The sequence below is a fragment of the Sphingomonas crocodyli genome (assembly GCF_004005865.1).
In the GTDB taxonomy this organism is placed as follows: domain Bacteria; phylum Pseudomonadota; class Alphaproteobacteria; order Sphingomonadales; family Sphingomonadaceae; genus Rhizorhabdus; species Rhizorhabdus crocodyli.
On record NZ_SACN01000006.1, the window covers coordinates 1 to 24,885 of the forward strand.

The 24,885-nt window shown below is 66.3% G+C and carries 23 protein-coding genes; 9 read left to right on the top strand and 14 right to left on the bottom strand.

The genetic code is table 11. From position 1 onward, the window contains the following. Positions 1–299: 299 nt before the first annotated feature. From grxD to EOD43_RS22505, 6 genes are all read right to left on the bottom strand, one after another. Complete coding sequence (gene grxD / locus EOD43_RS22480) at positions 300–629, bottom strand: Grx4 family monothiol glutaredoxin (protein WP_127746672.1); 330 nt, start codon at positions 627–629, stop codon at positions 300–302. 11 nt (positions 630–640) lie between these two features. Beyond that, positions 641–874, bottom strand: coding sequence for a BolA family protein (locus EOD43_RS22485; protein WP_127746673.1), 234 nt, complete (start codon positions 872–874; stop codon positions 641–643). A 5-nt stretch (positions 875–879) separates the two neighbouring features. Further along, the gene (locus EOD43_RS22490) at positions 880–1,203 is read right to left on the bottom strand and encodes a DUF1476 domain-containing protein (protein WP_127746674.1); all 324 of its coding nucleotides are present in this window, start codon (positions 1,201–1,203) and stop codon (positions 880–882) included. Positions 1,204–1,252: 49 nt separating this feature from the next. After that, entirely contained in the window at positions 1,253–1,831 is a 579-nt protein-coding gene (leuD, locus tag EOD43_RS22495; protein WP_127746675.1) for a 3-isopropylmalate dehydratase small subunit, read from the bottom strand. Next, positions 1,831–3,270 (bottom strand): 3-isopropylmalate dehydratase large subunit, encoded by a 1,440-nt coding sequence (leuC, locus tag EOD43_RS22500; protein ID WP_127746676.1) that lies wholly within the window; start codon positions 3,268–3,270, stop codon positions 1,831–1,833. Before leuC ends, leuD begins: the two co-directional genes overlap by 1 nt. Before the next feature lie 93 nt (positions 3,271–3,363). Continuing rightward, positions 3,364–4,566, bottom strand: coding sequence for a M24 family metallopeptidase (locus EOD43_RS22505; protein ID WP_338069024.1), 1,203 nt, complete (start codon positions 4,564–4,566; stop codon positions 3,364–3,366). Between the two features lie 348 nt (positions 4,567–4,914). On the opposite strand from EOD43_RS22505, the gene EOD43_RS22510 reads away from it, so the two are divergent. From EOD43_RS22510 to EOD43_RS22520, 3 genes are read left to right on the top strand one after another with little or no spacing between them, the layout of a single operon-like run. Then, a complete protein-coding gene (locus EOD43_RS22510; RefSeq protein WP_240653475.1) occupies positions 4,915–5,304 on the top strand; it encodes a VOC family protein in 390 nt (129 codons plus the stop codon). A 43-nt stretch (positions 5,305–5,347) separates the two neighbouring features. Then, positions 5,348–6,661: an MFS transporter gene (locus EOD43_RS22515; protein ID WP_164857405.1), complete on the top strand. Its 1,314-nt coding sequence runs from the start codon at positions 5,348–5,350 to the stop codon at positions 6,659–6,661. Beyond that, positions 6,661–7,008, top strand: a complete 348-nt coding sequence (locus EOD43_RS22520; protein ID WP_127746679.1) for an EthD domain-containing protein — start codon at positions 6,661–6,663, stop codon at positions 7,006–7,008. The genes EOD43_RS22515 and EOD43_RS22520 overlap by 1 nt, the downstream gene beginning before the upstream one ends. Before the next feature lie 98 nt (positions 7,009–7,106). Here EOD43_RS22520 and EOD43_RS22525 read toward each other — a convergent pair whose 3' ends face one another. Further along, positions 7,107–7,547, bottom strand: a complete 441-nt coding sequence (locus tag EOD43_RS22525) for a nuclear transport factor 2 family protein (protein WP_127746680.1) — start codon at positions 7,545–7,547, stop codon at positions 7,107–7,109. Continuing rightward, the gene (locus EOD43_RS22530; protein ID WP_127746681.1) at positions 7,544–8,065 is read right to left on the bottom strand and encodes a nuclear transport factor 2 family protein; all 522 of its coding nucleotides are present in this window, start codon (positions 8,063–8,065) and stop codon (positions 7,544–7,546) included. The genes EOD43_RS22525 and EOD43_RS22530 overlap by 4 nt, the downstream gene beginning before the upstream one ends. Positions 8,066–8,114: 49 nt before the next feature. Here EOD43_RS22530 and EOD43_RS22535 point away from each other — a divergent pair, with 49 nt between their 5' ends. Beyond that, the gene (locus EOD43_RS22535) at positions 8,115–8,828 is read left to right on the top strand and encodes a DUF2889 domain-containing protein (RefSeq protein ID WP_127746682.1); all 714 of its coding nucleotides are present in this window, start codon (positions 8,115–8,117) and stop codon (positions 8,826–8,828) included. A 125-nt stretch (positions 8,829–8,953) separates the two neighbouring features. Here the strand turns inward: EOD43_RS22535 and EOD43_RS22540 are convergent, their stop codons facing one another. After that, complete coding sequence (locus EOD43_RS22540; RefSeq protein WP_127746683.1) at positions 8,954–11,821, bottom strand: TonB-dependent receptor; 2,868 nt, start codon at positions 11,819–11,821, stop codon at positions 8,954–8,956. Between the two features lie 200 nt (positions 11,822–12,021). On the opposite strand from EOD43_RS22540, the gene EOD43_RS22545 reads away from it, so the two are divergent. Then, on the top strand, positions 12,022–13,608 hold the full coding sequence (locus EOD43_RS22545) for a GMC family oxidoreductase (protein WP_127746684.1): 1,587 nt from the start codon (positions 12,022–12,024) through the stop codon (positions 13,606–13,608). A gap of 101 nt (positions 13,609–13,709) precedes the next feature. Here EOD43_RS22545 and paoC read toward each other — a convergent pair whose 3' ends face one another. From paoC to paoA, 3 genes are read right to left on the bottom strand one after another with little or no spacing between them, the layout of a single operon-like run. Then, the gene (gene paoC / locus EOD43_RS22550) at positions 13,710–15,914 is read right to left on the bottom strand and encodes an aldehyde oxidoreductase molybdenum-binding subunit PaoC (protein WP_127746831.1); all 2,205 of its coding nucleotides are present in this window, start codon (positions 15,912–15,914) and stop codon (positions 13,710–13,712) included. A 7-nt stretch (positions 15,915–15,921) separates the two neighbouring features. Continuing rightward, the gene (locus EOD43_RS22555; RefSeq protein ID WP_127746685.1) at positions 15,922–16,857 is read right to left on the bottom strand and encodes an FAD binding domain-containing protein; all 936 of its coding nucleotides are present in this window, start codon (positions 16,855–16,857) and stop codon (positions 15,922–15,924) included. Next, a complete protein-coding gene (gene paoA, locus EOD43_RS22560) occupies positions 16,854–17,495 on the bottom strand; it encodes an aldehyde dehydrogenase iron-sulfur subunit PaoA (protein ID WP_127746686.1) in 642 nt (213 codons plus the stop codon). Before paoA ends, EOD43_RS22555 begins: the two co-directional genes overlap by 4 nt. Before the next feature lie 115 nt (positions 17,496–17,610). Between paoA and EOD43_RS22565 the strand changes: the two genes are divergently transcribed. Then, the gene (locus EOD43_RS22565) at positions 17,611–17,913 is read left to right on the top strand and encodes a thioredoxin domain-containing protein (RefSeq protein ID WP_127746687.1); all 303 of its coding nucleotides are present in this window, start codon (positions 17,611–17,613) and stop codon (positions 17,911–17,913) included. On the opposite strand, the gene EOD43_RS22570 is transcribed toward EOD43_RS22565, so the two are convergent. After that, positions 17,910–18,506 (bottom strand): TetR/AcrR family transcriptional regulator, encoded by a 597-nt coding sequence (locus EOD43_RS22570; RefSeq protein ID WP_164857406.1) that lies wholly within the window; start codon positions 18,504–18,506, stop codon positions 17,910–17,912. The genes EOD43_RS22565 and EOD43_RS22570 overlap by 4 nt on opposite strands. Positions 18,507–18,605: 99 nt before the next feature. Between EOD43_RS22570 and EOD43_RS22575 the strand changes: the two genes are divergently transcribed. Genes EOD43_RS22575 through EOD43_RS22585 form a run of 3 tightly spaced genes read left to right on the top strand, consistent with a single transcriptional unit; the run spans position 18,606 to position 24,421 of the window. Then, the gene (locus EOD43_RS22575) at positions 18,606–19,778 is read left to right on the top strand and encodes an efflux RND transporter periplasmic adaptor subunit (RefSeq protein ID WP_127746689.1); all 1,173 of its coding nucleotides are present in this window, start codon (positions 18,606–18,608) and stop codon (positions 19,776–19,778) included. 7 nt (positions 19,779–19,785) lie between these two features. Next, positions 19,786–22,968 (top strand): efflux RND transporter permease subunit, encoded by a 3,183-nt coding sequence (locus tag EOD43_RS22580; RefSeq protein WP_127746690.1) that lies wholly within the window; start codon positions 19,786–19,788, stop codon positions 22,966–22,968. A 1-nt stretch (position 22,969) separates the two neighbouring features. Beyond that, a complete protein-coding gene (locus EOD43_RS22585; RefSeq protein WP_127746691.1) occupies positions 22,970–24,421 on the top strand; it encodes an efflux transporter outer membrane subunit in 1,452 nt (483 codons plus the stop codon). A gap of 70 nt (positions 24,422–24,491) precedes the next feature. Here EOD43_RS22585 and EOD43_RS22590 read toward each other — a convergent pair whose 3' ends face one another. Next, complete coding sequence (locus EOD43_RS22590; RefSeq protein WP_127746692.1) at positions 24,492–24,791, bottom strand: hypothetical protein; 300 nt, start codon at positions 24,789–24,791, stop codon at positions 24,492–24,494. Between the last annotated feature and the right edge of the window lie 94 nt (positions 24,792–24,885).

Sequence of the window (24,885 nt, forward strand, 5' to 3'; positions counted from 1 at the left end):
CGTCGCCCCAGCGAAGGCTGGGGCCTATCTCTGCCGTGGCAAACGGCACCGTGGAGATGAGAGACATAGGCCCCAGCCTTCGCTGGGGCGACGAGGAGAGGGAAGCGCATCACTCCTCACATCGTCATCCTGGACTTGATCCGGGATCCAGCTTCTTCTTCCTTCTCCACCGCCCCAAAAGGCAGCTGGACCCCGGATCAAGTCCGGGGTGACGTCGCGTGTGGGGTCAGCACACCCACCAAACCAAAAAGGCCGGACGTTTCCGCCCGGCCTCCTGTCTCGTCCGTCCGCGCGAGGGATCAGCCCTGCGCGACGCCCTTTTCGGTCATCAGCTCGCCCAGTTCGCCGGTCTCGTACATCTCCATCATGATGTCCGATCCGCCGACGAATTCCCCCTTCACATAAAGCTGGGGAATGGTGGGCCAGTCCGAAAATTCCTTGATGCCGGCGCGGATCGCGGCGTCCTGCAGCACGTCGATCGTCGCATATTCGACGCCGAGCCGATCGAGGATCGCGATCGCGCGGCTGGAAAAGCCGCATTGTGGGAACAAGGGCGTGCCCTTCATGAACAGCAGCACGTCCGCCGCGTTCACGGCCGATGCGATCCGGGCCTGGGTATCGTCGCTCATCTCGTTCGCTCCTACTCGGGCAAAGCCGTCTTGAGCTGGAGCGCGTGCAGCACCCCGCCCATCCGGCCGCCCAGCGCTTCATACACGCGCTGCTGTTGCTTCACGCGCGTCTGGCCGCGAAAGCTTTCGCTCACCACCCGCGCCGCATAATGATCGCCATCGCCGGCCAGGTCGGTGATCTCGACGGTCGCGTCGGGAATCCCCGCCTTGATCAGCGCCTCGATCTCTTCGGCCGCCATCGGCATGACGTTTACTTGCCTTCCATCAGCTGGCGGCGCGCCTCGATCGTCTTGGCGTCGAGCGCCGCGCGAATCTTGGCATCGTCCACCTCGACGCCGGCCGACGTGATGTCGCCCAGCAGCTTGCGGATCACGTCCTCGTCGCCGGCTTCCTCGAAATCGGCCTGGACGACCGACTTGGCATAGGCATCGGTCTCAGCCGGGGTCAGCCCCATCAGCTGCGCGGCCCACTGGCCGACCAGACGGTTGCGCCGCGCGGTGATGCGGAACGCCATCTCCTGATCGTGCGCGAACTTGTTCTCGAAGGCCTTTTCGCGATCGTCGAAGGTGGTCATGCTTACCCCTGATCCTGCAATTTGAATCGGCAGATAGGGCGGACGGGCCTCAAAGCCAAGGCCGCTCCGCCGCCATCTTGCCTTCGAAGGCCGCAATCGCAGCTTCGCGGGCGATCGTCAGCCCCACTTCGTCCAGCCCTTCGATCAGGCAGGTCTTGCGAAACGGATCGATTTCGAAGGTGAAGCGGTCCTGAAACGGCGTCGTCACGGTCTGGCTTTCCAGATCGACGGTGATCGCGTCGGTCTTGGCGACTTCGACCAGCCGATCGACCGCCTCCTGCGGCAGAACCACGGTCACGATCCCGTTCTTGAAGGCGTTGCCCGAGAAGATGTCGGAAAAGGACGGCGCGATCACCGCCTTCACGCCCATATCGACCAGCGCCCACGCCGCATGCTCGCGGCTCGATCCGCAACCGAAATTGTCGCCCGCAACGATGATCGGCGCGCCCGCATATTCGGGATCGTCGAACACGTTGCCCGGCTGCGCACGCAGCGATTCGAACGCGCCCTTGCCCAGCCCCTTGCGGCTGATCGTCTTCAGATAAGGCGCAGGGATGATGACGTCGGTGTCGACATTCTTGAGGCCCAGCGGATAGGCGCGGCCTTCGACCTGGCGAACCGGTTCCATCACTTGGCCTCCATCAGATCGCGAACGTCGGTCAGCTTGCCCGTCACCGCCGCCGCCGCCGCCATTGCGGGGCTGACCAGGTGGGTGCGCGCGCCCGGCCCCTGCCGGCCGACGAAGTTGCGGTTGCTGGTCGATGCGCAGCGTTCGCCCGACGGCACCTTGTCGGGGTTCATCGCCAGACACGCCGAGCAACCCGGCTCGCGCCATTCGAAACCGGCGTCGAGGAAGATGCGGTCCAGCCCTTCCTTCTCCGCCTGCAGCTTCACCAGGCCCGAACCCGGCACGATCAACGCCTGCTTGACGTTGGGCGCGATGTGGCGGCCCTTGGCGATTTCCGCCGCCTGCCGCAGATCCTCGATCCGGCTGTTGGTGCAGCTGCCGATGAAGACATTCTCCACCGGAACCTCGGTCATCGGGGTGCCGGGGGTCAGGCCCATATAATCGAGCGACTTCTGCGCCGCGACCTGCTTGGAAGGATCGGCGAAGCTCGCAGGATCGGGGACGACGCCCGTGATCGGCACCACGTCCTCGGGGCTGGTGCCCCAGGTCAGGCACGGCGCGATATCGGCCGCGTCGATCGTGACGACCTTGTCATAGCTGGCGCCCGCATCGGTGACGAGGCTGCGCCACCACGCGACCGCCGCGTCCCACTCCGCGCCCTTGGGCGACATCGGGCGACCCTTCAGATATTCGAAGGTCGTGTCGTCGGGCGCGATCAGGCCGGCGCGCGCGCCACCCTCGATCGACATGTTGGACACGGTCAGGCGCCCTTCGATCGTCATCTCGCGGAAGACGTTGCCGGTATATTCGATGACATAGCCGGTGCCGCCCGACGCACCGATCTTGCCGATCACGTGCAGGATCACGTCCTTGGGGCTGACGCCGAGGCCCAGCGTCCCTTCGACGCGGACCTCCATCGTCTTCGATTCCTTCAGCTGCAGCGTCTGGGTGGCCAGCACATGCTCGACCTCCGACGTGCCGATGCCGAAGGCCAGCGCGCCCAGCCCGCCATGCGCGGCGGTGTGGCTGTCGCCGCACACGATCGTCGTGCCGGGCAGCGAGAAACCCTGTTCGGGGCCGACGACGTGGACGATGCCCTGTTCGGGCGCGGTATCGGCGATATAGCGGATGCCGAATTCGGGTGCGTTCACCTCCAGCGCGGCAAGCTGCTGCGCCGATTCCGGATCGGCGATCGGGACGCGATTGCCCTGCGCGTCGAGCCGCGGCGTCGTCGGCACATTATGATCGGGCACCGCAAGGGTCAGATCGGGCCGCCGCACCTTGCGCCCTGCGGCGCGAAGCCCCTCGAACGCCTGCGGGCTCGTGACTTCATGGACCAGATGGCGATCGATGTAGATCAGGCAGGTGCCGTCGTCGCGACGTTCGACGACATGCGCGTCCCAGATCTTCTCGTAGAGGGTGCGGGGCTTCGTAGTCATGCGCGCCCCTTACGCCCGTCGGCGGCTTTGTCAAAAGAGAGTGACTTGGTATCCGCCTAGCGGGAGTTTAGTCGCGCAATTAATCGATCCGGATCAAACCGGTTCGTCGATCGACTTCGGCGGCTGCGAAAAATAGCACGGCCCGCTCTCGGTCATGTGGAAACAATCCTCCAGTCGCACGCCGAACGCGCCCGGAATGTAGAGGCCCGGCTCGTTCGAAAAGCACATGCCGACGCCCAGCGGCGTCGCCTCGCCGTGGACCAGATTGACCGGCTCGTGCCCGTCCATCCCGATGCCGTGCCCGGTGCGGTGCGACAGGCCCGGCAATTGATAGCGCGGGCCATAGCCCCATTTCTCGTACGCCGCGCGCACCGCATCGTCGACCGAACCGGCCGGCACGCCCAGCTTCGCGGTGGCGAAGGCGATGCGCTGCCCCTCGGCGACATGATCCCACAATGTCCGCTGTTCCTTGCTCGCCTGGCCGAAAACCCAGGTGCGCGAGATATCGGACTGATAGCCTTCGACGGTGCAGCCGCAGTCCATCAGCACGATCTGCCCGTCGGCCACGACCTGCGGCTTGATGCTGCCGTGCGGATAGGCGGCACCTTCACCGACCAGCGCCATCGCGAATTCGGGCGTTCCGCCCAGCTTGCGCGTGGCGGCGTTCATCAGCGCCGAAATCTGCGGCTGGGTCATCCCCTTTTCGATCCGGGGATGAAGCCAGCGATAGGCCGCGACCGTGACGTTCGACGCAGCCTCCATCAGCGCGATTTCGGCCGGGGTCTTGATCATCCGGCATCCGCGCACGATCGGATTGGCCGACACGATCCGCGCATCCGGCAGCACGCGCTTCAGCCCGTCAAAGGCGAAGAAGCGCACCGTCTCCTCGATCCCGATCGGCTGCGCGCTCAGCTTGCGTTCGGTCAGGAAGCCCGCGACCAGCTTCAGCGGATCCTCATCCTCCTGCCACACGCGCACGTCGGCCGGGATCGCCAGCGTCTGTTCGACCGAGGGGCGTTCGAAGAAAGGCGTGACGATCATCGCCTCGCCCTCGACCGGCAGGACGACAGCGGTCAGCCGCTCGCTGCGGCCCCAGCGAACCCCGGTGAAATAATCGAGGCTCGATCCCGCCTCGATCAGCACCGCGCCGATCCCCGCCTTGCGCATCAGCCCCTGCGCTTTGGCGACCCGCGCGAGCCGCTCCGCCTTGCCGATCGGCCTCGCACCAGTGGTAAGGCTTTGCAGCGCCGACAGATCGGGTTCGGCCGCGCGCACGATCGACGACAGCGCGACCATCGACGCGCCAAAAGCTGCGGACCGGAGGAGGGAGCGACGGGAGATAATCATGTGGGCACGATGTCACGCAGCTCGACATCTCACAATCCTCCCCCGCCAGGGAGCGCGAGGTTGGACATGCCCCGGCATGTCCAAGGATCGTCCGGGGGACGATCCGACCTCGCACTGTGTCAGCGCAGCTGACGGAGGGGGAGGACACGGAACGCCAGTTGGTCGCATCCTCCCCCTCCGTCGCCTTCGGCGCCACCTCCCCCTGGCGGGGGAGGATAAAAGGCAATGACTTCCCTTCTCGGTCGCCTCCCGCCACAACGCACACACCACATCGATATGCGGGAGAGAGATTCGAATATGCGAATGATCAAGAGCATCCGTCTGGGCTGTGCGGACATCGACAAGAGCCGCGCCTTTTACGACGCCACCTTCGCCGCGATCGGCGGCCCCGCGAACACCGCGCCCGCCGGCTATCCGATCCTCATGTATCGCGGCGAGGACAGCCCGGTCCTGATCCTCGGCAAGGCCGCCAATGGCGAGCCGACGACCTTCGCGAACGGCGGCACGATCCTGTTCGAAGCGCCGACCGCCGAATCCGTCGCCGCATGGCACGCCGCCGGCCTCGCCAATGGCGGCACCTGCGAAGGCCAACCCGAACCCAAGCCGCAGACCGGCGGCAAGATGGGCGCCTATCTGCGCGACCCCGACGGCAACAAGCTGGGCGCCTATTTCGACTTCCCGATGTAAAACGACGACAAAGCTCCTCCCCGTACCGGGGAGGAATAAGAGAATGACCGCAGCACCCGACCGCGTATCGCCGCGTGCCTATGTCACGCTCGCGATCCTCGTCCTCCTGAACATCGTGTCCTTCCTCGATCGGCAGGTGATCTCGCTGCTGGTCGATCCGATCAAGGCCGAGCTGGGGATCACCGATTTCCAGCTGAGCCTGCTCCAGGGGCTGGCCTTCGCGATCTTCTACGGGCTGTGCAGCATCCCGCTCGGCTGGGCGGTCGATCGCTGGTCGCGGCGCTGGATCATCTATATCGGCGTCACCGGCTGGTCGATCGCGACATTGGGCTGCGGCCTCGCGCGCAACTTCACCCAGATGTTCGTCGCACGGATGGGCGTGGGGATCGGTGAGGCGGCGCTGTCGCCCGCCGCTTATTCGATGCTGCCCGATCTGTTCCCGCCGCGCCGGCTCAACATGGCGACGGGCGTGCTGGCGACGGGGGCGGCGATCGGCACCGGCGTCGCGCTCGCGGTCGGCGGGATGATCGTGATCTGGTCGCAACAGGCGGGGGCGATCGTGCTGCCGGTGGTGGGCACGTTGAGCGCGTGGCGGCTCGTCTTCCTGATCGCCGGCGCGGTCGGTATTCTCCTCGCGTTCCTGATCTTCCTTGCGCCTGCGACGCATCGCCATGCGCCCGCCGTCGCGCAGGCGACCGAAGTCGATGCCGGCTATGGCCGCTGGCTGCGCGATCATGCCGCCTATCTTGGCACGCTCTCCTCGGCCGTCGCGCTCTGGGGTGCCTTCGCCTATGGTCTGGCAGCGTGGGAGCCGGCCTTGCTGTCGCGTGTCTTCGGCCTGCCGACCGGGGAGATCGGGATCACGCTGGGCATCATCCAGCTTGTCACCGGGGTCGTCGGCTATGTGTTCGGCGGCTGGCTGATCGATCGGATGATGGAGGCGGGCGTCCGCGATCCGCATTATCGTTACCTGATCTATGGCGGCTTCATCGTCGTCGCGGCGGGGTCGCTCGGCATCCTGTTCGCGAGCAGCGCGGCGATGGCCTATCTGATGATCGGCATCCTCCACCTCGTCATGCCCTTCACCGCATCCTATGTCGGCCACCTGCAGATGAGCGTCCCCGCGCGCTATCGCGGGCGCACGATCGCGCTGGTGATGCTGATCATGACCGTGACGGCGACGACGATCGGCCCGATGACGGTCGCGGCCTTCACCGATTACGTCTTCGGCGCGCCCGACCGGGTCGGCCACTCGATCGCCGCAACGGCGATCCTGTTCATCCCCGCATCGATGCTGCTGCTGGTCCTCGGCTTGCCCGCCTCGCGGCGCGCAGCGGCGGAAAGCGAGATATTGTGATGTACAAGATCGTCTGCCTGATCCGCCGCCTGCCCGGCGTCACCCCCGAAGCCTTCCGCGCGCATTATGAGGGCGTCCACGCCCCGCTCGCTCTGTCGATCATGCCCGCATTGCGCAGCCGCGTGCGCCGCTACGTCCGCCGCTTTCCCGATCCGCTGGCCGGCCAAGTCGATTTCGATGTTATGATGGAGATGTGGTTCGACGACAAGGCGAGCCACGAAGCCGCACTGGCCGATCTTTCCAACCCCGACGTCGCCGCCCGCATCGCCGCCGACGAAGCCCACTTCCTCGACCGCGCGACGATGCGGGTGTTTGCGGTCGAGGAGTGCGATAGCCTGCTCCCCTAATCGTCATCCCGGCGGAGGCGGGGGCCTATACAGTCTCGCCGCAAGCGACAGCGCTAGAGGATAGAGCGGATGGGCCCCCGCCTTCGCGGGGGTGACGATCACTTGTTGGCATGGCTCGCGATGAACACGCTGTCCGGTCGCGCCCAGTCGGTCCGGACCTTGCGGTGCGCGATCAGCCAGCGGTCACCGACGCGCGCGAAGCGATCGACATAGTAGCCGGTGTGGTCCGGCCCCGTGTCGGTATAGACGTGGTAATAGGTCCGCACGTCGGCCGCATCCGGCCCGTCCATGTCGATCAGGCAGGTGGTGATGTGGTGCCGCACGAACTTGACGCGCGGTCCGTCACTCGGCCCCGCATTGCCCGCCATCCAGTCGCGGATCGCATCGCGCCCGTGCAAATCGAACACGTCCGACTGATAGACCGCATCCTCGGTGAAGCAGGCGAGGAAGGCGTCGGTGCGCATCCTGTCGCCGTTCATATTGTAGCGCGCGATCGTGTCGCGGATGCACTCGCGGGCGATGACCTCTTCGATCGTCATGCGTCGAGACTCGCAAACAGAGCATAGGAGGGGTCGCTGGTATCGAGCCGCCCCTGACGCGGCAGGAAGCGCGCCTCGATATCGCGGCTGCCGCCCAGATCGGCGATCGCCTGCCGATGATCGACCGCCCAACGCCCGTCGCGATACGACCACTTATCCAGGTAGCGCGCGTTGAAGAAATGCTCGCGCATCTTCGCGCCCGGCTCCAGCTCGCGGAACAGGCTGGCGATGCAATAGGCTTCGCTGACCGCACGGCCCTTTTCCACGTCAACGTCGATCGTGATCTGGATCAGCCGGTGCAGCAGCACATGGCATTTGTGGTGGAAGGCCCAGGCGTGATCGATCAGCGCCTCGGGCGTTTCGATGCCGGGCAGGGCATAATCGAGCGTGCCGTCCGCATGCCAGACGCCGCGGACCAGATCCTTGTCCATCCGATCCATGCCGCGCCCGTAATTGCTCAGCTGCCGCCGTATCGCCTCACGCGCCAGCAGCTCCTCGATCGCCCGCTCGTCCGCCATCCCGCTCTCCTCTCTCGCAATTCCATTAACTCAATGGCATGGCATTGCTATGGACTTCTACCTCCATCGCCCCGGCCCCTATCGTCGCGCGATCAGCCTGCAGATCGACGCGGGGATCGCGCGCGCCGCGATGGAGGACGATCTGCACAGCTTCGCGATCACGATCCGGCATGACGGCGCGACCGTGGATAGCGTCGAGACCGACAATATCCGCACGCCGTTCAACACCTGCCCGACCGCCGCGATCGCGACCGCGCGGCTGGCGGGCACGCCGCTCGCCTCCCCCGCCGCGTTCGACGACCCCGATGATCGGTTTCGAAGCTGCACCCACACGCTCGACATCGTGAACCTTGCGGCGGCGCACGCGATGGAGCCTGGGCTGCGGCGGCTCTACCGGATCGAGGTGGAGGAGATTGACGGCCTGCTCCACGCCACGATCGAGCGCGACGGCGTGGAGTTATTCGGCTGGCGGGTGCAGGGCGACACGATCGTCGACGGGCCTTGGACCGGGCAGAGCGTCCAGCGGCTCGCCAAGGCACTGGCCGACGCGGATGCGGATATGCGCGAGGCCGCGATGCTGCTGCGCCGCGCCTGCCATATCGGCCAGGCGCGCAACTTCGACACCGACAAAGTCGAACGCGCGGGGACGAGCGGCAGCATCGCAAGCTGCCACACGCTCCAGTTCGACGTGCGGCCGCATTCGCGGCGCAACGTCGGGACGTATGTGGATTTCTTCGGCGAGGGGCGCTGGCCGCTCTCTTAAACTCCTCCCCGATACGGGGAGGTGGCGCCGAAGGCGACGGAGGGGGCAGGCCACAAGCGCATCGCCCGGCCTCTCGCCCCCTCCACCGCTACGCGGTTCCCCTCCCCGTGCCGGGGAGGATTTAGTTAGTCGCTCCCGCCGCGCCCCGGCCCGCCCTGACCCGGCCCCTGCGGGAAGGTCGGGAAGAACAATTTCCGGATGCTGATCTTCACCACGCGGCCCAGCGGGTCGAGATATTCGGGCTGGTAGCTGAGCGGGGTCGCGCCGGTCGCATCTCTCACCCGAATGCGCTGGTTGAAGACGTTGTCGACACCCAGCGACACGCGCAACCCACGCGTCCACGGATGCTTCACCGCCATGCCCGGAATGCCGCCGACATCAGCGAACAGGCGCAGGCTGGCGGTCGCGAGATCGCCGAAGCGCAGATCGCCGGTCGATCCGACCGCATTGACGCTGCCGCCCGTCACCTTGGTGGCGCTCTGATATTTGGCGCCCAGCCGGAAGCCGAGGCCGTCGCGCGTGACGTTCAGCTGCGCGTCGATCAGGTGGCGGGGCTGCCCGCCATTGTTGCCGGTCGCCGCGCCATCGAGCAGGTCGAGCTTCGGAATGCCCTGCCGGATCAGGATTTCGTCCTGAAAATACCAGGTGTGATAGACCGACAGGCGGATGCGCCCGCCCCCGCCAAAGCCGCCGGGTGCGCGCGGGCCGCCGAAGCCGCCCGGAGGACCACCGGGGCCGCCCGGCCCGCCGGCAGGTCCACGATCGCCACCACCGCGCTCGCCCTGCCCGCTGTCGCCGGCATTGCGCGATTCCTGCTGCTGCGGCGTCGGCGCCTGTTCGCGCTGCGCCTCGCGTGCCGCGCGCATCGCATCGAACCGGGCGCGATTTTCCGCCTGCTGGCGCTCGCCCGCCGCGGTCTTGAACCCCTTCGAGAAGTTTATGCCCCAGCGCAGCTGCTGGCTGTCCTCGCGCTCGTACTGGATCGGGCGCGCGTCGATCGCGGCCAGATTCCCGTCGACATCGCGGGTGAAGCGGCCGGGGAACGCGGCCTCGACCCCGCCGATCGCGAGCGGGAAGCTCGCCACCGAATTGCGGGTGCGCGTGCGGACATAGTTGGCCTGCAGCGTCAGATCCTCGGTGAAGGGCTTCAGCGTCACGCCCAGTTTCCAGACGTGGCGGTTGTCGTTGGTCAGGAACGGATTGCCGCCCGATGTGCGGATCACGTCAACGCTGCGCCCGGTGACGAAGTCATAGACGCGGACCTCCGGCGTCGCGATCACGGGGTTCGACAGTTGCTGCACGGTCGGCGCGCCTTCGTCGCTGGTGAAGGAGGCGACGAGCGACACGCCCTTCACCGGGCGCCAGTTGGTGCCGACGCCATAGGTCTTGAGCGCGCCGAAGTTCGAAACCTGATCGATCCCGGCATTCAGGTTGACCGAGAGTTCGCCCAGGAACGGCAGCACGTCGTTGCGCGCGCTGGCGATCGGCACGTCAACGCTCGCCTGCCCGCTGCCGATCTTGCGCGACGAATTGCTGCGCGTGACGACGCCGAGCCGGGTCGATGTGGAATCGAGTTCGTTGAACTCGCCGCTGACCGTGAAACTGCCGCTGATCGCGCCCGCCTTGATGCTGGCGATCGTGCCGCTGGTGACGAAGGCGGCCTTGCCGATATCGTTCTTGGCGCGCGCGCGATCGTCCGGCCGGGTGGGCAGCAGCGCATCCGAATAGGCACCGAACGGGTTCACCGTGCCCAGGTTGATTGCCGATTGCAGCCCGGTCAGATCATAGCCACGATCGGTGCGCGTGCGCGTATCGGCATGATCGAAGCTGCCGGTGAAGTTCCAGCGCCACGTGCCGCTGAACGATCCGTTGAGGTTGGCGCCCACCACAGTGTCGGTGCTGCGCACCCGCTGTTGCAGCGCATCGTCGCCCAGGAAGCGATAGAGCTGGACCGGGCGGGTAAAGGGCGAGAAGGCGCTGCCCGCCGGCACGTTGAGGCTGGCAGTCGCAAGCCCCTGATCCGATGTGCTGCCGTTGGCGGTGAAGGTGCCGGTGAAGGTGCCCGACACGCCATCCCACAAAGGCCGGGCGAGGACGACATTGGCGACGAGCTGGTCGGTCGAGGATTGCAACGTGCGGAAACCCGCCGTGTCGGTGACGTTCGCGCGGTTCGCACCGGGCACGAAGGCCGCGACCGTGGGCCGGCCGTTCCCCGCCACTACCGGCACGCCGGCGACCGTGACCGGCGTTCCCGCCAGCGCCGAGAGCGTCGGATCGATCTCGCTCGACGCAGCGCCGCGCGGCGCGGTGATGTTGCCGACGGGATCATAGGGCTGTGTCAGCGCGCGCGAGGTGACGTCGCGGTCGGACTCGAGCAGCGGCTCGGCCCGCTGGTAACGCAGGCCCAGGTTCAGGCGATTGTCGCCCTGGATGCGGAGCATATAGGCATTGGCCTGCCCGGTCTCGCGCCCGCCTTCGGTGGTGGTCGATCCCTCCAGCTCGGTCGTGGTGGCGCGGAAGCGCGGGCGAAGGACGATGTTCACGACCTTCTGGTCGGGCCGATAGCCATATTTGAGCGCGACTTCTTCGGGCATGATATCGACGCGGCGGATCGCCTCGGTCGGGATATCGCGGATTTCGGCCATGCCCGAGATGCGCTTGCCGTTGAGCAGGACGACCGGCGCACCGCCGTCACGCCCCTGCCCGGTCGATGTCTGCGCGGACAATTCGCTCAGCAGTTCGGAAACGGTGCTGACGCCGTAGGAGCGGATGTCGGCGGGCGACAACATCGTTTCCGGCTGGATATCGCCCAACGTCGCGCCGGGCAGCTTCTGCCCGCGCACGACGATCGCCTGCGCATCCTCGAAATCGGCGGCGTCGCTCGCGGCGGCAGCCGCGCCCGCATTGACCGGGGGCAGCCCCTGCGCCAGCGCAGCGGCGCCAACGCCACCCGTCAGAAAGCTCGCCAGCATGAGGCGCGCGACATCCCGCATGAAATCCCCTTTAGTCCCCAATGGCGGCTGCTTCCGCCCTTGCTACGCCTGCCGCTCTACAGCGCGAATCCGTCGCAATATTTCATTGCGGAAACATGTTGCCGATTTCTGGGGGCTGAACGGCGACAGCGCCGGATGTTTCCTTGGACAAGCCGTGCCTTTGCGGCATCACCGCATCCAAAGAACAGATGAGGGTGAGGATGAGCGGATACGATTATATCATCGTCGGCGCGGGATCGGCGGGGTGCGTGCTGGCGAACCGGCTGTCGGCCGATCCGGCGGTGAAGGTGCTGCTGCTGGAAGCAGGTCCGGCCGATCGCGATCCGTTGATCCACATGCCGGCCGGCATCCAGCGGCTGATGCGCAGCGGCAAGGTCGACTGGCGATATCACACCGCCCCGCAGGCGCATCTCGACGGGCGCTCGCTTTATTATCCGCGCGGCAAGGTGCTGGGCGGGTGCAGCGCGATCAACGGAATGGTCGCGGTGCGCGGGGCGGCGAGCGATTATGATCACTGGCGGCAACTCGGCCTCGAAGGCTGGGCCTATGACGATGTCCGCCCCTATTTCGAGAAGCTCGAAACATCGGCCACCGGCGGCGAGGCGCGCGGATCGGGGGGCGAGTTCCGGGTCGCGCCGATCGCCCCGCGCGGGCCGATGACGCCCGCGTGGATGGAGGCGGCGCAGCAGCTGGGCCATCCCTATAATGCCAACTTTTCCGGCCCTACGCTGGAGGGGGTCGGCCTCTACGATCGGTCGATCCACAAGGGCGTGCGGCAGAGCGCGGCGGTCGCCTTCCTCGATCCGATCCGGCACCGCAAGAACCTGACGATCGAGACGGGCGCGCAGATCACTGCGATCACGATCGAAAAATCGCGGGCGACCGGCATCGCTTATGTCCAGAACGGGCAGACCAAGACCGCCCATGCGGCCAAGGAGGTCGTGGTCTCCGCCGGCGCGGTCAATTCGCCGCAGGTGCTGATGCTGTCGGGGATCGGCGAGGCGGATCACCTGTCCGAACATGGCATCCTGGTGCGCCACGAACTCAAGGGCGTCGGGCGCAACTTCATCGATCATATGAGCGCGTTCGTCAGCTACACTTCGCCCGAGCCGGTGAGCCACCTGATCTATATGAAGCCGCATCGCATGGCGCTCGCCGGCCTCCAATATCTCCTGTTCAAGAGCGGCGTGGCGGCGGAGGCGGCGCCGATGGTCGCGGGCTTCCTGAAGACCGACCCCAGCCTGCCCGAACCCGATGTGCAATTCCATTTCGTGTCGATGATCTACGCCAATCATGGCCGTTCGGTGCCGACCACGCATGGATCGATGGCGATCGTGAACGTCTGCCGCCCGGAAAGCCGGGGCACGGTGCGCCTCGCCTCGGCCAATCCGCTCGACGCGCCGGTGCTCGATCCGAACTTCTTCGCCGAAGCCTATGACCGGCGCACGATCGTCGCGGGGATCAGGCTGGCGCGCGAGATCGTGCAGCAGCCCGCCTTCGATCGCTTCCGTGGCGAGGAGGTGATGCCGGGGCCGGAGGCCGAGACCGACGCCGAGATCGAAGCGCAGGTCCGCAAGACTGCCGAGACCGTCTATCACGGCGTCGGCACCTGCCGGATGGGCAAGGACGCGCTATCGGTGGTCGACGCGCGGCTGCGGGTCCACGGGATCGACGGGCTGCGCGTGGTCGACGCCTCGGTGATGCCCGATATCGTGCGGGGGAATACCGCCGTGCCGGTGATGATGATCGCGGAGAAAGCCGCCGCGATGATGCTGGAGGATGCTTAGTCACCGCGTCGCCCCAGCGGAGGCTGGGGCCTATTGCTCTCCCCACAAGCGGTGCGTTCGGGAGGAGAGAGATAGGCTCCAGCCTTCGCTGGAGCGACGAGTTATGTGCGTTCCAGCCCCTCCAGAATCTTGTCCAGCGTCAGCGGATAGTCCCTCAGCCGCACGCCCGTCGCATTGTAGATCGCGTTGGCCACGGCCGCGCCCGCGCCGCAGATGCCGAGTTCGCCGACGCCCTTGGCCTTGAGCGGGGTCGCCTTGTCGTCGAGTTCGTCGACGAAGACGACGTCCTGGTGCGGAACGTCGGCATGCACGGGCACATGATATTCGGCCATGTCATGATTGACGAAATAGCCGAAGCGCGTGTCGACGATCAGTTCCTCCATCAGCGCCGCGCCGACGCCCATCGTCATCGCGCCGATCACCTGGCTGCGCGCCGATTTGGGGTTGAGGATGCGCCCCGCCGCAAAGGCGCCGCCCATCCGGCGGATACGCACCTCACAGGTTTCGACGTCGACCCCAACCTCGACGAAATGCGCGCCGAAGGTCGCCTGGACATATTTCTTCGCCAGATCGCCAAACTCGATCTGATCGACCACCGTCACGCCGTCCGGCCCCGCCGCATCGCCCAGCTTCACGCGGCGATTGCCCGCGACGACATGCCCGTCGACGAAATCGGCATCATCGGCGTTGAACCCGGCTTTTTGCGCGATCGCCGCGCGCGCCGCGACGCAGGCGGCATAGACGCCGGCAGTCGAGCTGGCCGCGCCCCACTGCCCGCCCGAACCCGATGAGGCAGGGAAATTGCTGTCGCCCAGATTGACGGTGACGTGATCGAGCGGGACGCCCAGCATTTCCGCCGCCGTCTGGCCGAGGATCGTGTAGCTGCCGGTGCCGATATCGGTCATGTCGGTTTCGACCGTGACGCGGCCCTTGCCGTCGACGATCACCCGCGCGGCCGATTTGGTCGCCGGCGCGCCGCGAAAGGCCGCCGCCATCCCCATGCCGACCAGCCAGCGCCCGTCGCGCACCTGCCCCGGTTTCGGATTGCGCTTGTTCCAGCCGAAACGCTCCGCACCCGTCGTCAGACACTCGACGAATTTGCGGCTGGAGAAGGGGACGTTCGGTCCCTTTTCCGGATCATATTGGACGTCGTTGCGGATGCGCAGCTCGACCGGATCGACCCCGACCTTCTCGGCCAGTTCGTCCATCGCGATTTCGAGCGCGAGCAGGCCGACCGCCTCGCCCGGCGCGCGCATCGCATTGCCTTCGGGCAGGTCAAGCGTGGCCAGATAATGCGCGGTCATCCGGTTCGCGCCGCCATAAAGCTGGCGCGTCTGGATCGCGGCGATCTCCGCACCGCCGCCGGGTAGATCGCCCGACCAGCTTTCATGCCCGATCGCGTCGATCACGCCATTCTTGTCGGCGCCGATGCGGATGCGCTGGATCGTCGCGGGGCGATGTGTGGTGTTGTTGTAGATCTGGGGCCGGGCCAGCGCGACCTTCACCGCGCGGCCGGTCGCCTTCGCGCCGAGCGCCGCGAGCAGCGCATCGGCGCGGATCCACAATTTCGATCCGAAGCCGCCACCGACATAAGGCGAGACGAGCCGCACCTTGGACTTGTCGATGCCCAGCGTGATCGCGGTGTCGCGCACGCTCCACGCGATCATCTGGTTCGAGGTCCACAAGGTCAGCTGATCGCCGTCCCAGCGCGCGGTCGTCGCGTGCGGCTCCATCATCGCATGCGCCTGATCGGGGGTGGAATAGATCTGGTCGATCTGGACCGCGGCCTTTTTGAACCCCGCCTCGAAATCGCCCGCCTTCGACGCCGCCTTGGCAAAGCCGTCGGGTGCGGGCGGGGCGCCGGCTTTCTCCTTCTTCAGATCGAAGCGGCCCTTGGCGCTCGCATAATCGACGCGGACAAGCCTGGCGGCGTCGCGCGCCTGTTCGAAGGTTTCAGCGACGACCAGCGCCACCGCCTGGTCAAAATGCTCGACTTCGGGGCCGGCAAGCAGCTTCGCGGTGTGCGAATCCGCTTTCTTGAGCGGGCCGGCATTGGCGGCGGTGACGACCGCGAGGACGCCGGGCGCGGCCTCGGCATCCTTGCTGTCGATATGGACGATCCGGCCGGTCGCGATCGACGATCCGACCATCACGCCATAGGCAGCGTCGGGCGCGACATCGTGGCGTTCATAGGCGTAGGGCGCGAGGCCGCTGACCTTGAGCGGACCATCGAGCCGGTCCTGCGGGCGGCCGATCACCTTCTGGCGATCGATCGGATTGGCGCCGGCGGGTGTGTCGAACTTCAAGGGCATGTCACGCCTCCGCCAGAACCGCGCCGAGGGTACGGCGCAGGAGTGGGATCTTGAATGCGTTTTGCGGGGTGGTCTTGGCGCCGAGCGTCACCGATGCGGTGATCGCGTCGGGGCCGGACAATTTCTCCGCCGCCTCGACCCGCCAAGGCTTATGCGCGAGGCCGCCGAAGGCGAAACGCTGTCCCTTCGGCCCGACCACCCCCGCGACCGAGATCAGGGCGAAGGCATAAGACGCGCGATCGCGCACCTTGCGATAGACGTGCCGCCCCTCGATCGGCGGCGGCAGGGTAACGGCGGTGATGAGTTCGCCGGGCTTTAAAGCGGTTTCGACATGCGGGGTATCGCCGGGAAGCCGGTGGAAATCGGCGATCGGGATCGCGCGGGTCGCGCCGTCGGCGCTCACCGTCTCAACGCTGGCATCGAGCAGCCGCATCGCCACCGCCATGTCGGACGGGTGAGTCGCGATGCACGCCTCGCTGGTGCCCATGATCGCCAGACCCCGGTTCACGCCACCCAAGGCCGCGCAGCCGCTGCCGGGCTTGCGCTTGTTGCACGGCTTGGTCGTGTCGTAAAAATAGGGGCAGCGGGTGCGCTGGAGCAGGTTGCCCGCGGTCGTCGCCTTGTTGCGCAACTGGCCCGAGGCGCCGGCGAGCAGGGCGCGGCTCAGCACCGCATAATCGCGGCGCACGATCTTGTTCGCCGCCAGATCGGTGTTGCGGACGAGCGCGCCGATGCGCAGGCCGCCGTCCTTCGTCGGATCGACCCGATCGAGATCGAGCCGGTTGACGTCGATCAGGTGCTGGGGCGTTTCGATCTGCAGCTTCATGAGATCGAGCAGGTTGGTGCCGCCCGCGATGAAGCGCGCGCCGGGCTTTGCCGCCGCCATTGCCGCCGCCTCGGCCGGGGTCGCGGCGCGTTCGTAGGTGAAGGGCTTCATGCCTTTTCTCCCGCGACGTCCGCAATCGCTTCGAAAATGTTCGAATAGGCGCCGCAGCGGCAGATGTTTCCGCTCATCCGCTCGACGATTTCGTCGCGCGAGAAGCTGACTTTGTTCAGGTCGGTGGAGACGTGGCTGGGGATGCCCGCCTTCAACTCGTCGAGCACCGCGACCGCCGAACAGATCTGGCCCGGCGTGCAATAGCCGCACTGATAGCCGTCATGCGTGACGAACGCCTTCTGCATCGGGTGGAGATCGCCGGGCGTGCCCAGCCCCTCGATCGTCTGCACCGCATCGCCATCGTGCATCACCGCGAGCGTGAGGCAGCTGTTGATCCGCCGCCCCTCGACGATCACCGTGCACGCGCCGCACTGCCCATGATCGCAGCCCTTCTTGGTGCCGGTCAGGTGCAGATGCTCGCGCAGGGCATCGAGCAATGTGGTGCGCGGATCGACGTCGAGCCGCTCGGTCTTGCCGTTCACCTTCAGCGTCGTCTGCATCAGCGCGACCTCCGTGGATTTGGTCTTGGCGGGCGCGGGCGCCGCAAACAGGGGTGCGCCCGCGCTGGTCGCGGCGCCGGCGACGCCGCTCGCAAGCACGCCCCGTCGGGTCATGGCCAAGGGCCGATCGTCATTCATTTGAGTAGTCCTCTCTGCCCAGAGGATTTGCAGGCGTGCCAAGCACGACGCGCCAAACGCCGGAATGATCCACCGAAAGCCTAGAAAAAATCAAGGTCGTTGCCATATCGATACGATGCGCGATCAGGTTCCTTCCCATTGGCGGGGCGCGATCCTCGTCTGTTCGAAATGTTCGAAGAAGGTCGGCGGCGGCTTCGGCCCCAAGGGCAAGACGCGGCTTGCCAAGGCGCTGCGCGAACTGGGCAACGGGAAGAAGGGGCGCAGGGCCGATTTCGGCGTGATCGAGACGGGGTGCCTGAAGCTCTGCCCGAAGAAGGCGGTGGTCGCGATCGACGCGAGCCGCCCGCGCGACTGGCTGCTGATCGAGCCGGGAACCCCGATCGAGACGGTCGCCGAGCGGCTGGGTCTTTCGACCTAGTCAGCCTTCGCGCATGATGCCGTGAGCATTCCGACGATCATCGCCGCAGCATAATTAGCCGTATCCTCGGCGCTCAGTTGCGGCTTGGACAGCGAACGATTGCCCAGCCCGAACAGGATCGCGAGCAGCATCTCCTCCGCCGCAGCCAGCCGGTCGCCCGTGATATTGGCATTGGTGCTGACAATGAGATCGCGCAGCTTCGCGCGGTAGCGATCACAGAAAACGCCAATCCCCTCGCCGATCGCCGGATTGCGGAATCCTTCGGCCAGAATCTCGAAGGTCAGCGCCTCTTCGCCGGCGGTCAGCGTATCGAACGCGATGGTGCGAAAGCCCTCCTGCGCGCTCATCCGCCCTTCGGCGACGGCGCTGCGAATCTCGGCCATACTCGCGATCTGTGCCTCGGTATCATCCTCGATAATCGCGGCGATCATCTCGCTCTTGTTCGCGAAAAGCCGGTAGATCTGCCCCACGCTGATCCCCGCCCGTTCGGACAGTTCGGCCATCGCCGTCTGATGAAAACCCCGCTCCTGGAAGAGTTTACGCGCGGTTGCGACCACCTGCGCGCGTCCTCCGTCGGCCATTCTTTTCGTCATGTCCTCTCCAAATCCCCCCTTGATCCTTTCCATCGTCCGGCTTATTGCGCCGCAGCAATGGAATGAACGTTCATTCCTTTTATCATGTCAGGCCCCTTCATGCCACAAAAGTCTCGCGCCCATATCCTGCCGATTTCGGCGGCCCTGCTCCTGCTCGCCGGTTGCGGCGCACAGCAGCCCCCCGCGCCGCCGCCGCCCGAAGTGGGCGTGGTGACGCTGAAGGCCGAGCCGGTGACGCTGGCGACCGAATTGCCGGGCCGCGTCTCCGCACTGGAAACGTCGGAGGTGCGCCCGCAGGTGAGCGGCATCGTCGAGCGGCGATTCTTCGAACAGGGCTCGCTCGTCCGTAAAGGCCAGATCCTCTACCAGATCCAGGACGCGCCCTATCGCGCGGCGCTGGCGACCGCGCAGGGCAATCTGGCGATGGCGCAGGCCGCGATCCGCGCGAGCCAGCTGCAGGCCGAACGCTATCACCGCCTGCTCGCGATCAAGGGCGTGAGCCAGCAGGAGGTCGACAATGCCGACGCGTCGGCGGACCAGGCGCGCGCGACCGTGCAGGCGCGCAAGGCAGAGGTGCAGGCCGCGCGCATCAACCTGGATTTCACCCGCGTTCGCGCGCCGATCAGCGGCCGGATCGGTCGATCGATCGTGACGGCGGGTGCGCTGGTCCAGACCGGACAGGCGGACGCGCTGGCGACGATTCAGGGCATGGGCCGCGTCTATGTCGACGTAACCCAGCCGGCGGCCGAACTGCTCGACCTCAAGGAAGCGGTGCGCGCGGGCAAGGTGAGCCGCGACGGCGCCGATGCCGCGCGCGTCGCCTTGATCCTGCCCAACGGCAAGACCTATCCGGTCGAAGGGCATCTGGAGTTTTCCGAAGTCACGGTCGATCCGTCGTCCGGATCGGTGACGGTGCGGGCGACCTTCCCCAATCCCGACGGGACTTTGCTGCCCGGCATGTATGTGCGCGCCAAGCTGGTCGAAGGCGTGCGCCGCGCGGCGGTGCTCGCGCCGCAGCAGGGCGTGACGCGCGACGAACGCGGCAATTCGGTCGCTCTGGTCGTCGGCAAGGGCGACAAGGTCGAGCAGCGCCAGCTGACCACCGATCGCGCGATCGGCGACAAGTGGGTCGTCACCGACGGTCTGAAGCCGGGCGATCGCCTGATCGTCGAAGGGCTTTTGAACGTGCGGCCGGGCCAGCAGGTCGTGGCCAAGGCGCCCGAGCAGGTCGCCGTCGCCAGCGCCCCGAGCGGCGCCAAGGGCGGGAACTGATCGCGCTATGTCACGCTATTTCATCAACCGGCCGATCTTCGCCTGGGTCATCGCGATCGTGATGATGCTGGCGGGCGTGCTCGCCATCCGATCGCTGTCGATCGCCCAATATCCCGAAATCGCGCCGCCCGGCGTCGTGATCTCGACCATCTATCCGGGCGCCGACGCCCAGACGCTCGAAAACACCACGACGCAGGTGATCGAGCAGCAGATGAAGGGCCTCGACAACCTGCGCTACTTCGCGTCGTCGAGCGACAGCGCGGGCAATCTGACGGTCACGTTGACCTTCGAACAGGGCACCGATCCCGACATCGCGCAGGTGCAGGTGCAGAACAAGCTGCAACAGGCGACCCCGCTGCTGCCGCGTGAAGTGCAGCAGCAGGGGCTGCGCGTCGCAAAGTCGAGCGCGACCTTCCTGCTCGTCACCGCCATCTATTCGGAAGATGGCAGCCACGATCAGATCGATCTGGGCGACTTCATCGCCGCCAAGCTGCAGGATCCGCTGAGCCGCATCACCGGGGTCGGCGACACCCAGATCCTGGGCGCGCAATATGCGATGCGCATCTGGGTCGATCCGCTGAAGCTGAGCAACCTTTCGCTGACGATCAACGACGTGACCACCGCGATCCAGGCGCAGAACGCGCAGGTTTCGGCGGGTCAGGTCGGATCGCTGCCCGCGCCCAAGGGGCAGGCGCTCAACGCGATCATCACCGCGCAGACGCGGCTGACCACGCCCGAAGAGTTCCGCAACATCATCCTGCGCAGCAATGCGGACGGGTCGCTGGTCAAGATGTCGGACGTCGCGCGCGTCGAACTGGGTTCGGAAAATTACAGCTTCGACGCCAAGTTCAACGGCAAGCCTTCGTCGGGCCTGGGCATCAAGCTGGCCCCCGGCGCGAACGCGCTGCAGACCGTGGAGGACGTGAAGGCCAAGATCGCCGAACTGTCCAAGGATTTCCCGGCCGACATCAAGATCGATTACCCGCTCGACAACTCCACCTTCGTCCAGCTGTCGATCGAGCAGGTGATCCACACGCTGATCGAGGCGGTCGTCCTGGTCTTCCTGGTCATGTTCCTGTTCCTGCAGAACTGGCGCGCGACGATCATCCCGACGATCGCGGTGCCGGTGGTTCTGCTCGGTTCGTTCGCGATCCTCTACGCGGCTGGGTTCACGATCAACACGCTGACCCTGTTCGGCATGGTGCTGGCGATCGGCCTGCTCGTCGACGACGCGATCGTCGTCGTGGAGAATGTCGAGCGCCTGATCCAGGAGGAGAAGCTGAGTCCCAAGGACGCCGCGATCAAGTCGATGGACGAGATTTCGGGCGCGCTGGTCGGCATCGGCCTGGTCCTGTCGGCGGTGTTCCTGCCGATGGCGTTCTTCGGCGGATCGACCGGCGTGATCTATCGCCAGTTTTCGATCACGATCGTGTCGTCGATGGTGCTGTCGGTGCTGGTCGCGCTGGTGCTGACGCCCGCCTTGTGCGCGACGATCCTGAAGCCGCACGGCCACGGACATGGCGGCGCATCGCATCTGGGCGGGCCGATGGGCCGTTTCTTCGCCTGGTTCAACGACGCGTTCGATCGCACCCGCGACCGTTATGGCCGCAGCGTCGAGAAGGTCGAGCGCAACTGGAAACGGACGGTTGGCGTCTATGCGCTGATCATGGTCGGTCTGGGCGCGATCTTCATGCGCCTGCCGGGCGGCTTCCTGCCCGCCGAGGATCAGGGGCTGCTGTTCACGCAGGTCACGATGCCGATCGGCAGCACGATCGAGGAGACGCAGCGCACGCTCGATCGCGTCACCGACCATTATCTGAAGGACGAGAAGGCCAATATCGACTCGATCTTCACGATCGCAGGCTTCGGCTTCGTGGGTCAGGGCCAGAATGTCGGCATCGCCTTCGTCCGCGCCAAGGGCTGGGACGATCGCAAGGGCGACGATGCCAAGGTTCCCGCGATCGCGAACCGCGCCAATGCCGCGTTCCAGAAGATCCGTTCGGGCCAGGTGATCGCCTTCGGCCCGCCCGCGATGCTCGAACTGGGCAATGCCGACGGCTTCGACTTCCAGCTGAAGGACAATGGCAATATCGGCCATGCCAAGCTGCTCGCGGCGCGCAATCAGTTGCTGCAGGCGGCGGCCGCCGACCCGCGACTGATGATGGTCCGCCCGAACGGGATCGAGGATTCGCCCCAGATCAAGCTGGACGTCGATCAGCCGCGCGCCGGTGCGCTCGGCCTGGCGCTTGGCGACATCAACACCACGCTCAGCACCGCGTTCGGCGGCGCTTATGTCAACGACTTCATCGATCGCGGGCGCGTGAAGAAGGTGTTCGTCCAGGCGGACGATCAGTTCCGCACCACCCCGGATTCGATCGGCGACCTCTATGTCCGCGCGACGAACGGGACGATGGCCCCCTTCTCCTCCTTCGCGTCGACGCACTGGACCTTCGGACCGCAGAAGCTGGAACGCTATAATGGCGTGCCGTCGATGCAGATCCAGGGATCGCCTGCCCCCGGCCAGAGCAGTGGTGCCGCGATGAAGGCGATGGAGGAAATCGCCGCCAAGCTGCCCGCAGGCGCGGGCTTCGAATGGACGGGCCTGAGCTACGAACAGCAGCTTTCGTCGGGGCAGGCGCCCGCGCTCTACGCGCTGTCGCTGCTGATCGTGTTCCTGTGCCTTGCCGCACTCTACGAAAGCTGGTCGATCCCGATCGCCGTGCTGCTCGTGGTACCGCTGGGCGTGGTCGGCGCGGTGCTGGCCGCGTGGATCGTCGGGCTGAACAACGACATCTATCTGCAGGTCGGCCTGATTACCACGGTGGGCGTGTCGGCGAAGAATGCGATCCTGATCGTCGAGTTCGCCGAGGAAAAGATGCGCGAGGGGCTGAATGCCGGTGAAGCCGCGCTGGAGGCCGCCAAGCTGCGCCTGCGCCCGATCCTGATGACCAGCTTCGCCTTCATCTTCGGCGTGCTGCCGCTGGCGCTGTCGAAGGGTGCGGGTTCGGGCGGGCAGAATGCGATCGGCTGGTCGGTGGTGGGCGGTATGCTGTCTGCGACCGTGCTCGCCATCTTCTTCGTGCCCACCTTCTTCCGGCTGGTGAAGCGCATGTTCCGACAGGACAAGGCGCACACGCCAGCCCCCCGCGACGCCACGCCGTCCGGCGACATGCGCCCGCAGGAGGCCTGATATGCGCAAGACCATCATCCTTCTCACCGCGACGATGCTCGCGGGGTGCAACATGGCGCCGAAATATGTGCGGCCCGCCCTTCCCGTCCCCGCCGAGCTGCCGCGCGAGGCGAACGAGGCGGGCACCGATGCGGTGCAGCCCGCCGACCTCGCCTGGCGCGACTTCTTCGTCGACGATCGGCTGCGGCAGCTGATCGCCCTCGCGCTCGACAATAATCGCGACCTTCGGATCGCGCTGGCCAATGTCGAACAGGCGCGCGCGCAGTTTCGCGTCCAACAGGCCGATATCTTCCCGACGATCGGGACGACCGGCACCGCGACCTATCAGAAAAGCCCGGCGGGCCTCGCCGGTCTGGGCGGCGGCGCTGGTGGCATCGGCGGCGGGATCGGTGCGGGCGCCGGGGCGGCAGCCGGCGGCAGCACGCGCTTCGACATCTATCAGGCCAATGTCGGAATTTCGGCGTGGGAGATCGACCTGTTCGGCCGCACCCGCAACCTGACCAAGGCCGCGCAGGAGCAATATTTCGCCAGCCGCGCCAACCGCGACGCGGCGCAGACTGCCCTCGTCGCGCAGACGGCGACCGCATGGCTGACGATGGCGGCCGATCAGGAACGGCTGCGCATCGCGCGCGATACGCTGAAGGCGTTCGGCGAGACGCTGGAGATCACCCGCGGCCGCGCCCGCGAGGGGATCGCGTCCGATCTGGAGGTGCGACAGGCGCAGACCAGCTATGATCAGGCGCGATCGGACATCGCATCGATCACCACGGTCGTCGCGCAGGATCGCAACATGCTGAACCTGCTCGCGGGCACGACGGTGGGCGCCGATCTGCTGCCCAACGGGCTTGACACGGTCGACACGACGATCGCGAACCTGCCGGCCGATCTTTCGTCCGAAGTGCTGCTGCGCCGCCCCGACATCGCGGCGGCCGAGCATCAGCTGCGCGCGGCCAATGCCAATATCGGCGCGGCGCGCGCGGCCTTCTTCCCGAAAATCTCGCTGACGGCGGCGTTCGGATCGCTCAGCCTGGGCCTGTCCAACCTGTTCGGTGACGGGAGCACGATGTGGTCGGTGGCGCCCAGCGCGACGCTGCCCATCTTCGACTTCGGGCGGAATGCGGGCAATCTGCGCTATGCCAAGGCGACCAAGGACGCGATGATCGCGACCTATGAAAAGGCGGTGCAGTCGGGCTTCCGCGAGGTGGCCGATGCTCTCGCACGGCGCGGGACGATCGACGAGCAGTTGGACGCGCAACGATCGCTCGAGGATTCGGCGGGGGCGGCCTACCGGATCGCACATGGCCGGTATCAGGAAGGGGTCGACCCGTTCCTCACCACGCTCGACAGCCAGCGCAGCTGGTATTCGGCGCAACAGAGCCTGGTCGCCACCCGCCTCGCCCGGCAGAGCAACAGCGTCGAACTGTATCGCGCGCTGGGCGGCGGGTTGAGGTAGCTACGCGCGCGGCGCATCGTCGAGGGTGCAGGAGCATCCACGACGATGCGCCACGCGGGCAGCCTGCTCGCTATCTGCGAACGTAGTGACGACGCCCGCGGTCGTCCTGCCAGTAATTCCGGCCGCGGCCATCACGGTACACGTCACGACGCCTGCCATCATGGGTGATCGCGCCGATCACGGCACCGCCAGCCGCGCCGATGGCCGCGCCTTCCACGACGTTGCCCCCGGCGATTGCCGATACGGCCGCGCCGCCGGCGGCGCCGAATAAGGCGCCGCGCGTGGCCGCTCTGCTTGCACCACGATCGGTTGCACAAGCTGACGTCATCAGCGCCGCAGCACCACATATCGAGATCATCACGAAACGCATGAAACTCCCCTCAGAAAATCCGTGAGTATTTGCGCAACGCGGGATCAAGGCGGAGGATGCGTTACAAAGTATGTCGCCGCCGATGATGGCAGCG

What these genes read in the sequence shown, in the direction of transcription:
- leuD (WP_127746675.1), bottom strand. Translation starts at nt 1,831, where the DNA reads ATGGAACCGGTTCGCCAGGTCGAAGGCCGCGCCTATCCGCTGGGCCTC.
- EOD43_RS22580 (WP_127746690.1), top strand. Translation starts at nt 19,786, where the DNA reads ATGTCACGCTATTTCATCAACCGGCCGATCTTCGCCTGGGTCATCGCG.
- EOD43_RS22590 (WP_127746692.1), bottom strand. Translation starts at nt 24,791, where the DNA reads ATGCGTTTCGTGATGATCTCGATATGTGGTGCTGCGGCGCTGATGACG.
- EOD43_RS22575 (WP_127746689.1), top strand. Translation starts at nt 18,606, where the DNA reads ATGCCACAAAAGTCTCGCGCCCATATCCTGCCGATTTCGGCGGCCCTG.
- EOD43_RS22510 (WP_240653475.1), top strand. Translation starts at nt 4,915, where the DNA reads ATGCGAATGATCAAGAGCATCCGTCTGGGCTGTGCGGACATCGACAAG.
- leuC (WP_127746676.1), bottom strand. Translation starts at nt 3,270, where the DNA reads ATGACTACGAAGCCCCGCACCCTCTACGAGAAGATCTGGGACGCGCAT.
- EOD43_RS22530 (WP_127746681.1), bottom strand. Translation starts at nt 8,065, where the DNA reads ATGGCGGACGAGCGGGCGATCGAGGAGCTGCTGGCGCGTGAGGCGATA.
- EOD43_RS22490 (WP_127746674.1), bottom strand. Translation starts at nt 1,203, where the DNA reads ATGACCACCTTCGACGATCGCGAAAAGGCCTTCGAGAACAAGTTCGCG.
- EOD43_RS22565 (WP_127746687.1), top strand. Translation starts at nt 17,611, where the DNA reads ATGCGCGATCAGGTTCCTTCCCATTGGCGGGGCGCGATCCTCGTCTGT.
- EOD43_RS22505 (WP_338069024.1), bottom strand. Translation starts at nt 4,566, where the DNA reads ATGGTCGCGCTGTCGTCGATCGTGCGCGCGGCCGAACCCGATCTGTCG.
- EOD43_RS22540 (WP_127746683.1), bottom strand. Translation starts at nt 11,821, where the DNA reads ATGCGGGATGTCGCGCGCCTCATGCTGGCGAGCTTTCTGACGGGTGGC.
- EOD43_RS22520 (WP_127746679.1), top strand. Translation starts at nt 6,661, where the DNA reads ATGTACAAGATCGTCTGCCTGATCCGCCGCCTGCCCGGCGTCACCCCC.
- EOD43_RS22555 (WP_127746685.1), bottom strand. Translation starts at nt 16,857, where the DNA reads ATGAAGCCCTTCACCTACGAACGCGCCGCGACCCCGGCCGAGGCGGCG.
- EOD43_RS22485 (WP_127746673.1), bottom strand. Translation starts at nt 874, where the DNA reads ATGCCGATGGCGGCCGAAGAGATCGAGGCGCTGATCAAGGCGGGGATT.
- EOD43_RS22585 (WP_127746691.1), top strand. Translation starts at nt 22,970, where the DNA reads ATGCGCAAGACCATCATCCTTCTCACCGCGACGATGCTCGCGGGGTGC.
- EOD43_RS22535 (WP_127746682.1), top strand. Translation starts at nt 8,115, where the DNA reads ATGGACTTCTACCTCCATCGCCCCGGCCCCTATCGTCGCGCGATCAGC.
- EOD43_RS22515 (WP_164857405.1), top strand. Translation starts at nt 5,348, where the DNA reads ATGACCGCAGCACCCGACCGCGTATCGCCGCGTGCCTATGTCACGCTC.
- EOD43_RS22525 (WP_127746680.1), bottom strand. Translation starts at nt 7,547, where the DNA reads ATGACGATCGAAGAGGTCATCGCCCGCGAGTGCATCCGCGACACGATC.
- EOD43_RS22545 (WP_127746684.1), top strand. Translation starts at nt 12,022, where the DNA reads ATGAGCGGATACGATTATATCATCGTCGGCGCGGGATCGGCGGGGTGC.
- paoA (WP_127746686.1), bottom strand. Translation starts at nt 17,495, where the DNA reads ATGAATGACGATCGGCCCTTGGCCATGACCCGACGGGGCGTGCTTGCG.
- EOD43_RS22570 (WP_164857406.1), bottom strand. Translation starts at nt 18,506, where the DNA reads ATGACGAAAAGAATGGCCGACGGAGGACGCGCGCAGGTGGTCGCAACC.
- grxD (WP_127746672.1), bottom strand. Translation starts at nt 629, where the DNA reads ATGAGCGACGATACCCAGGCCCGGATCGCATCGGCCGTGAACGCGGCG.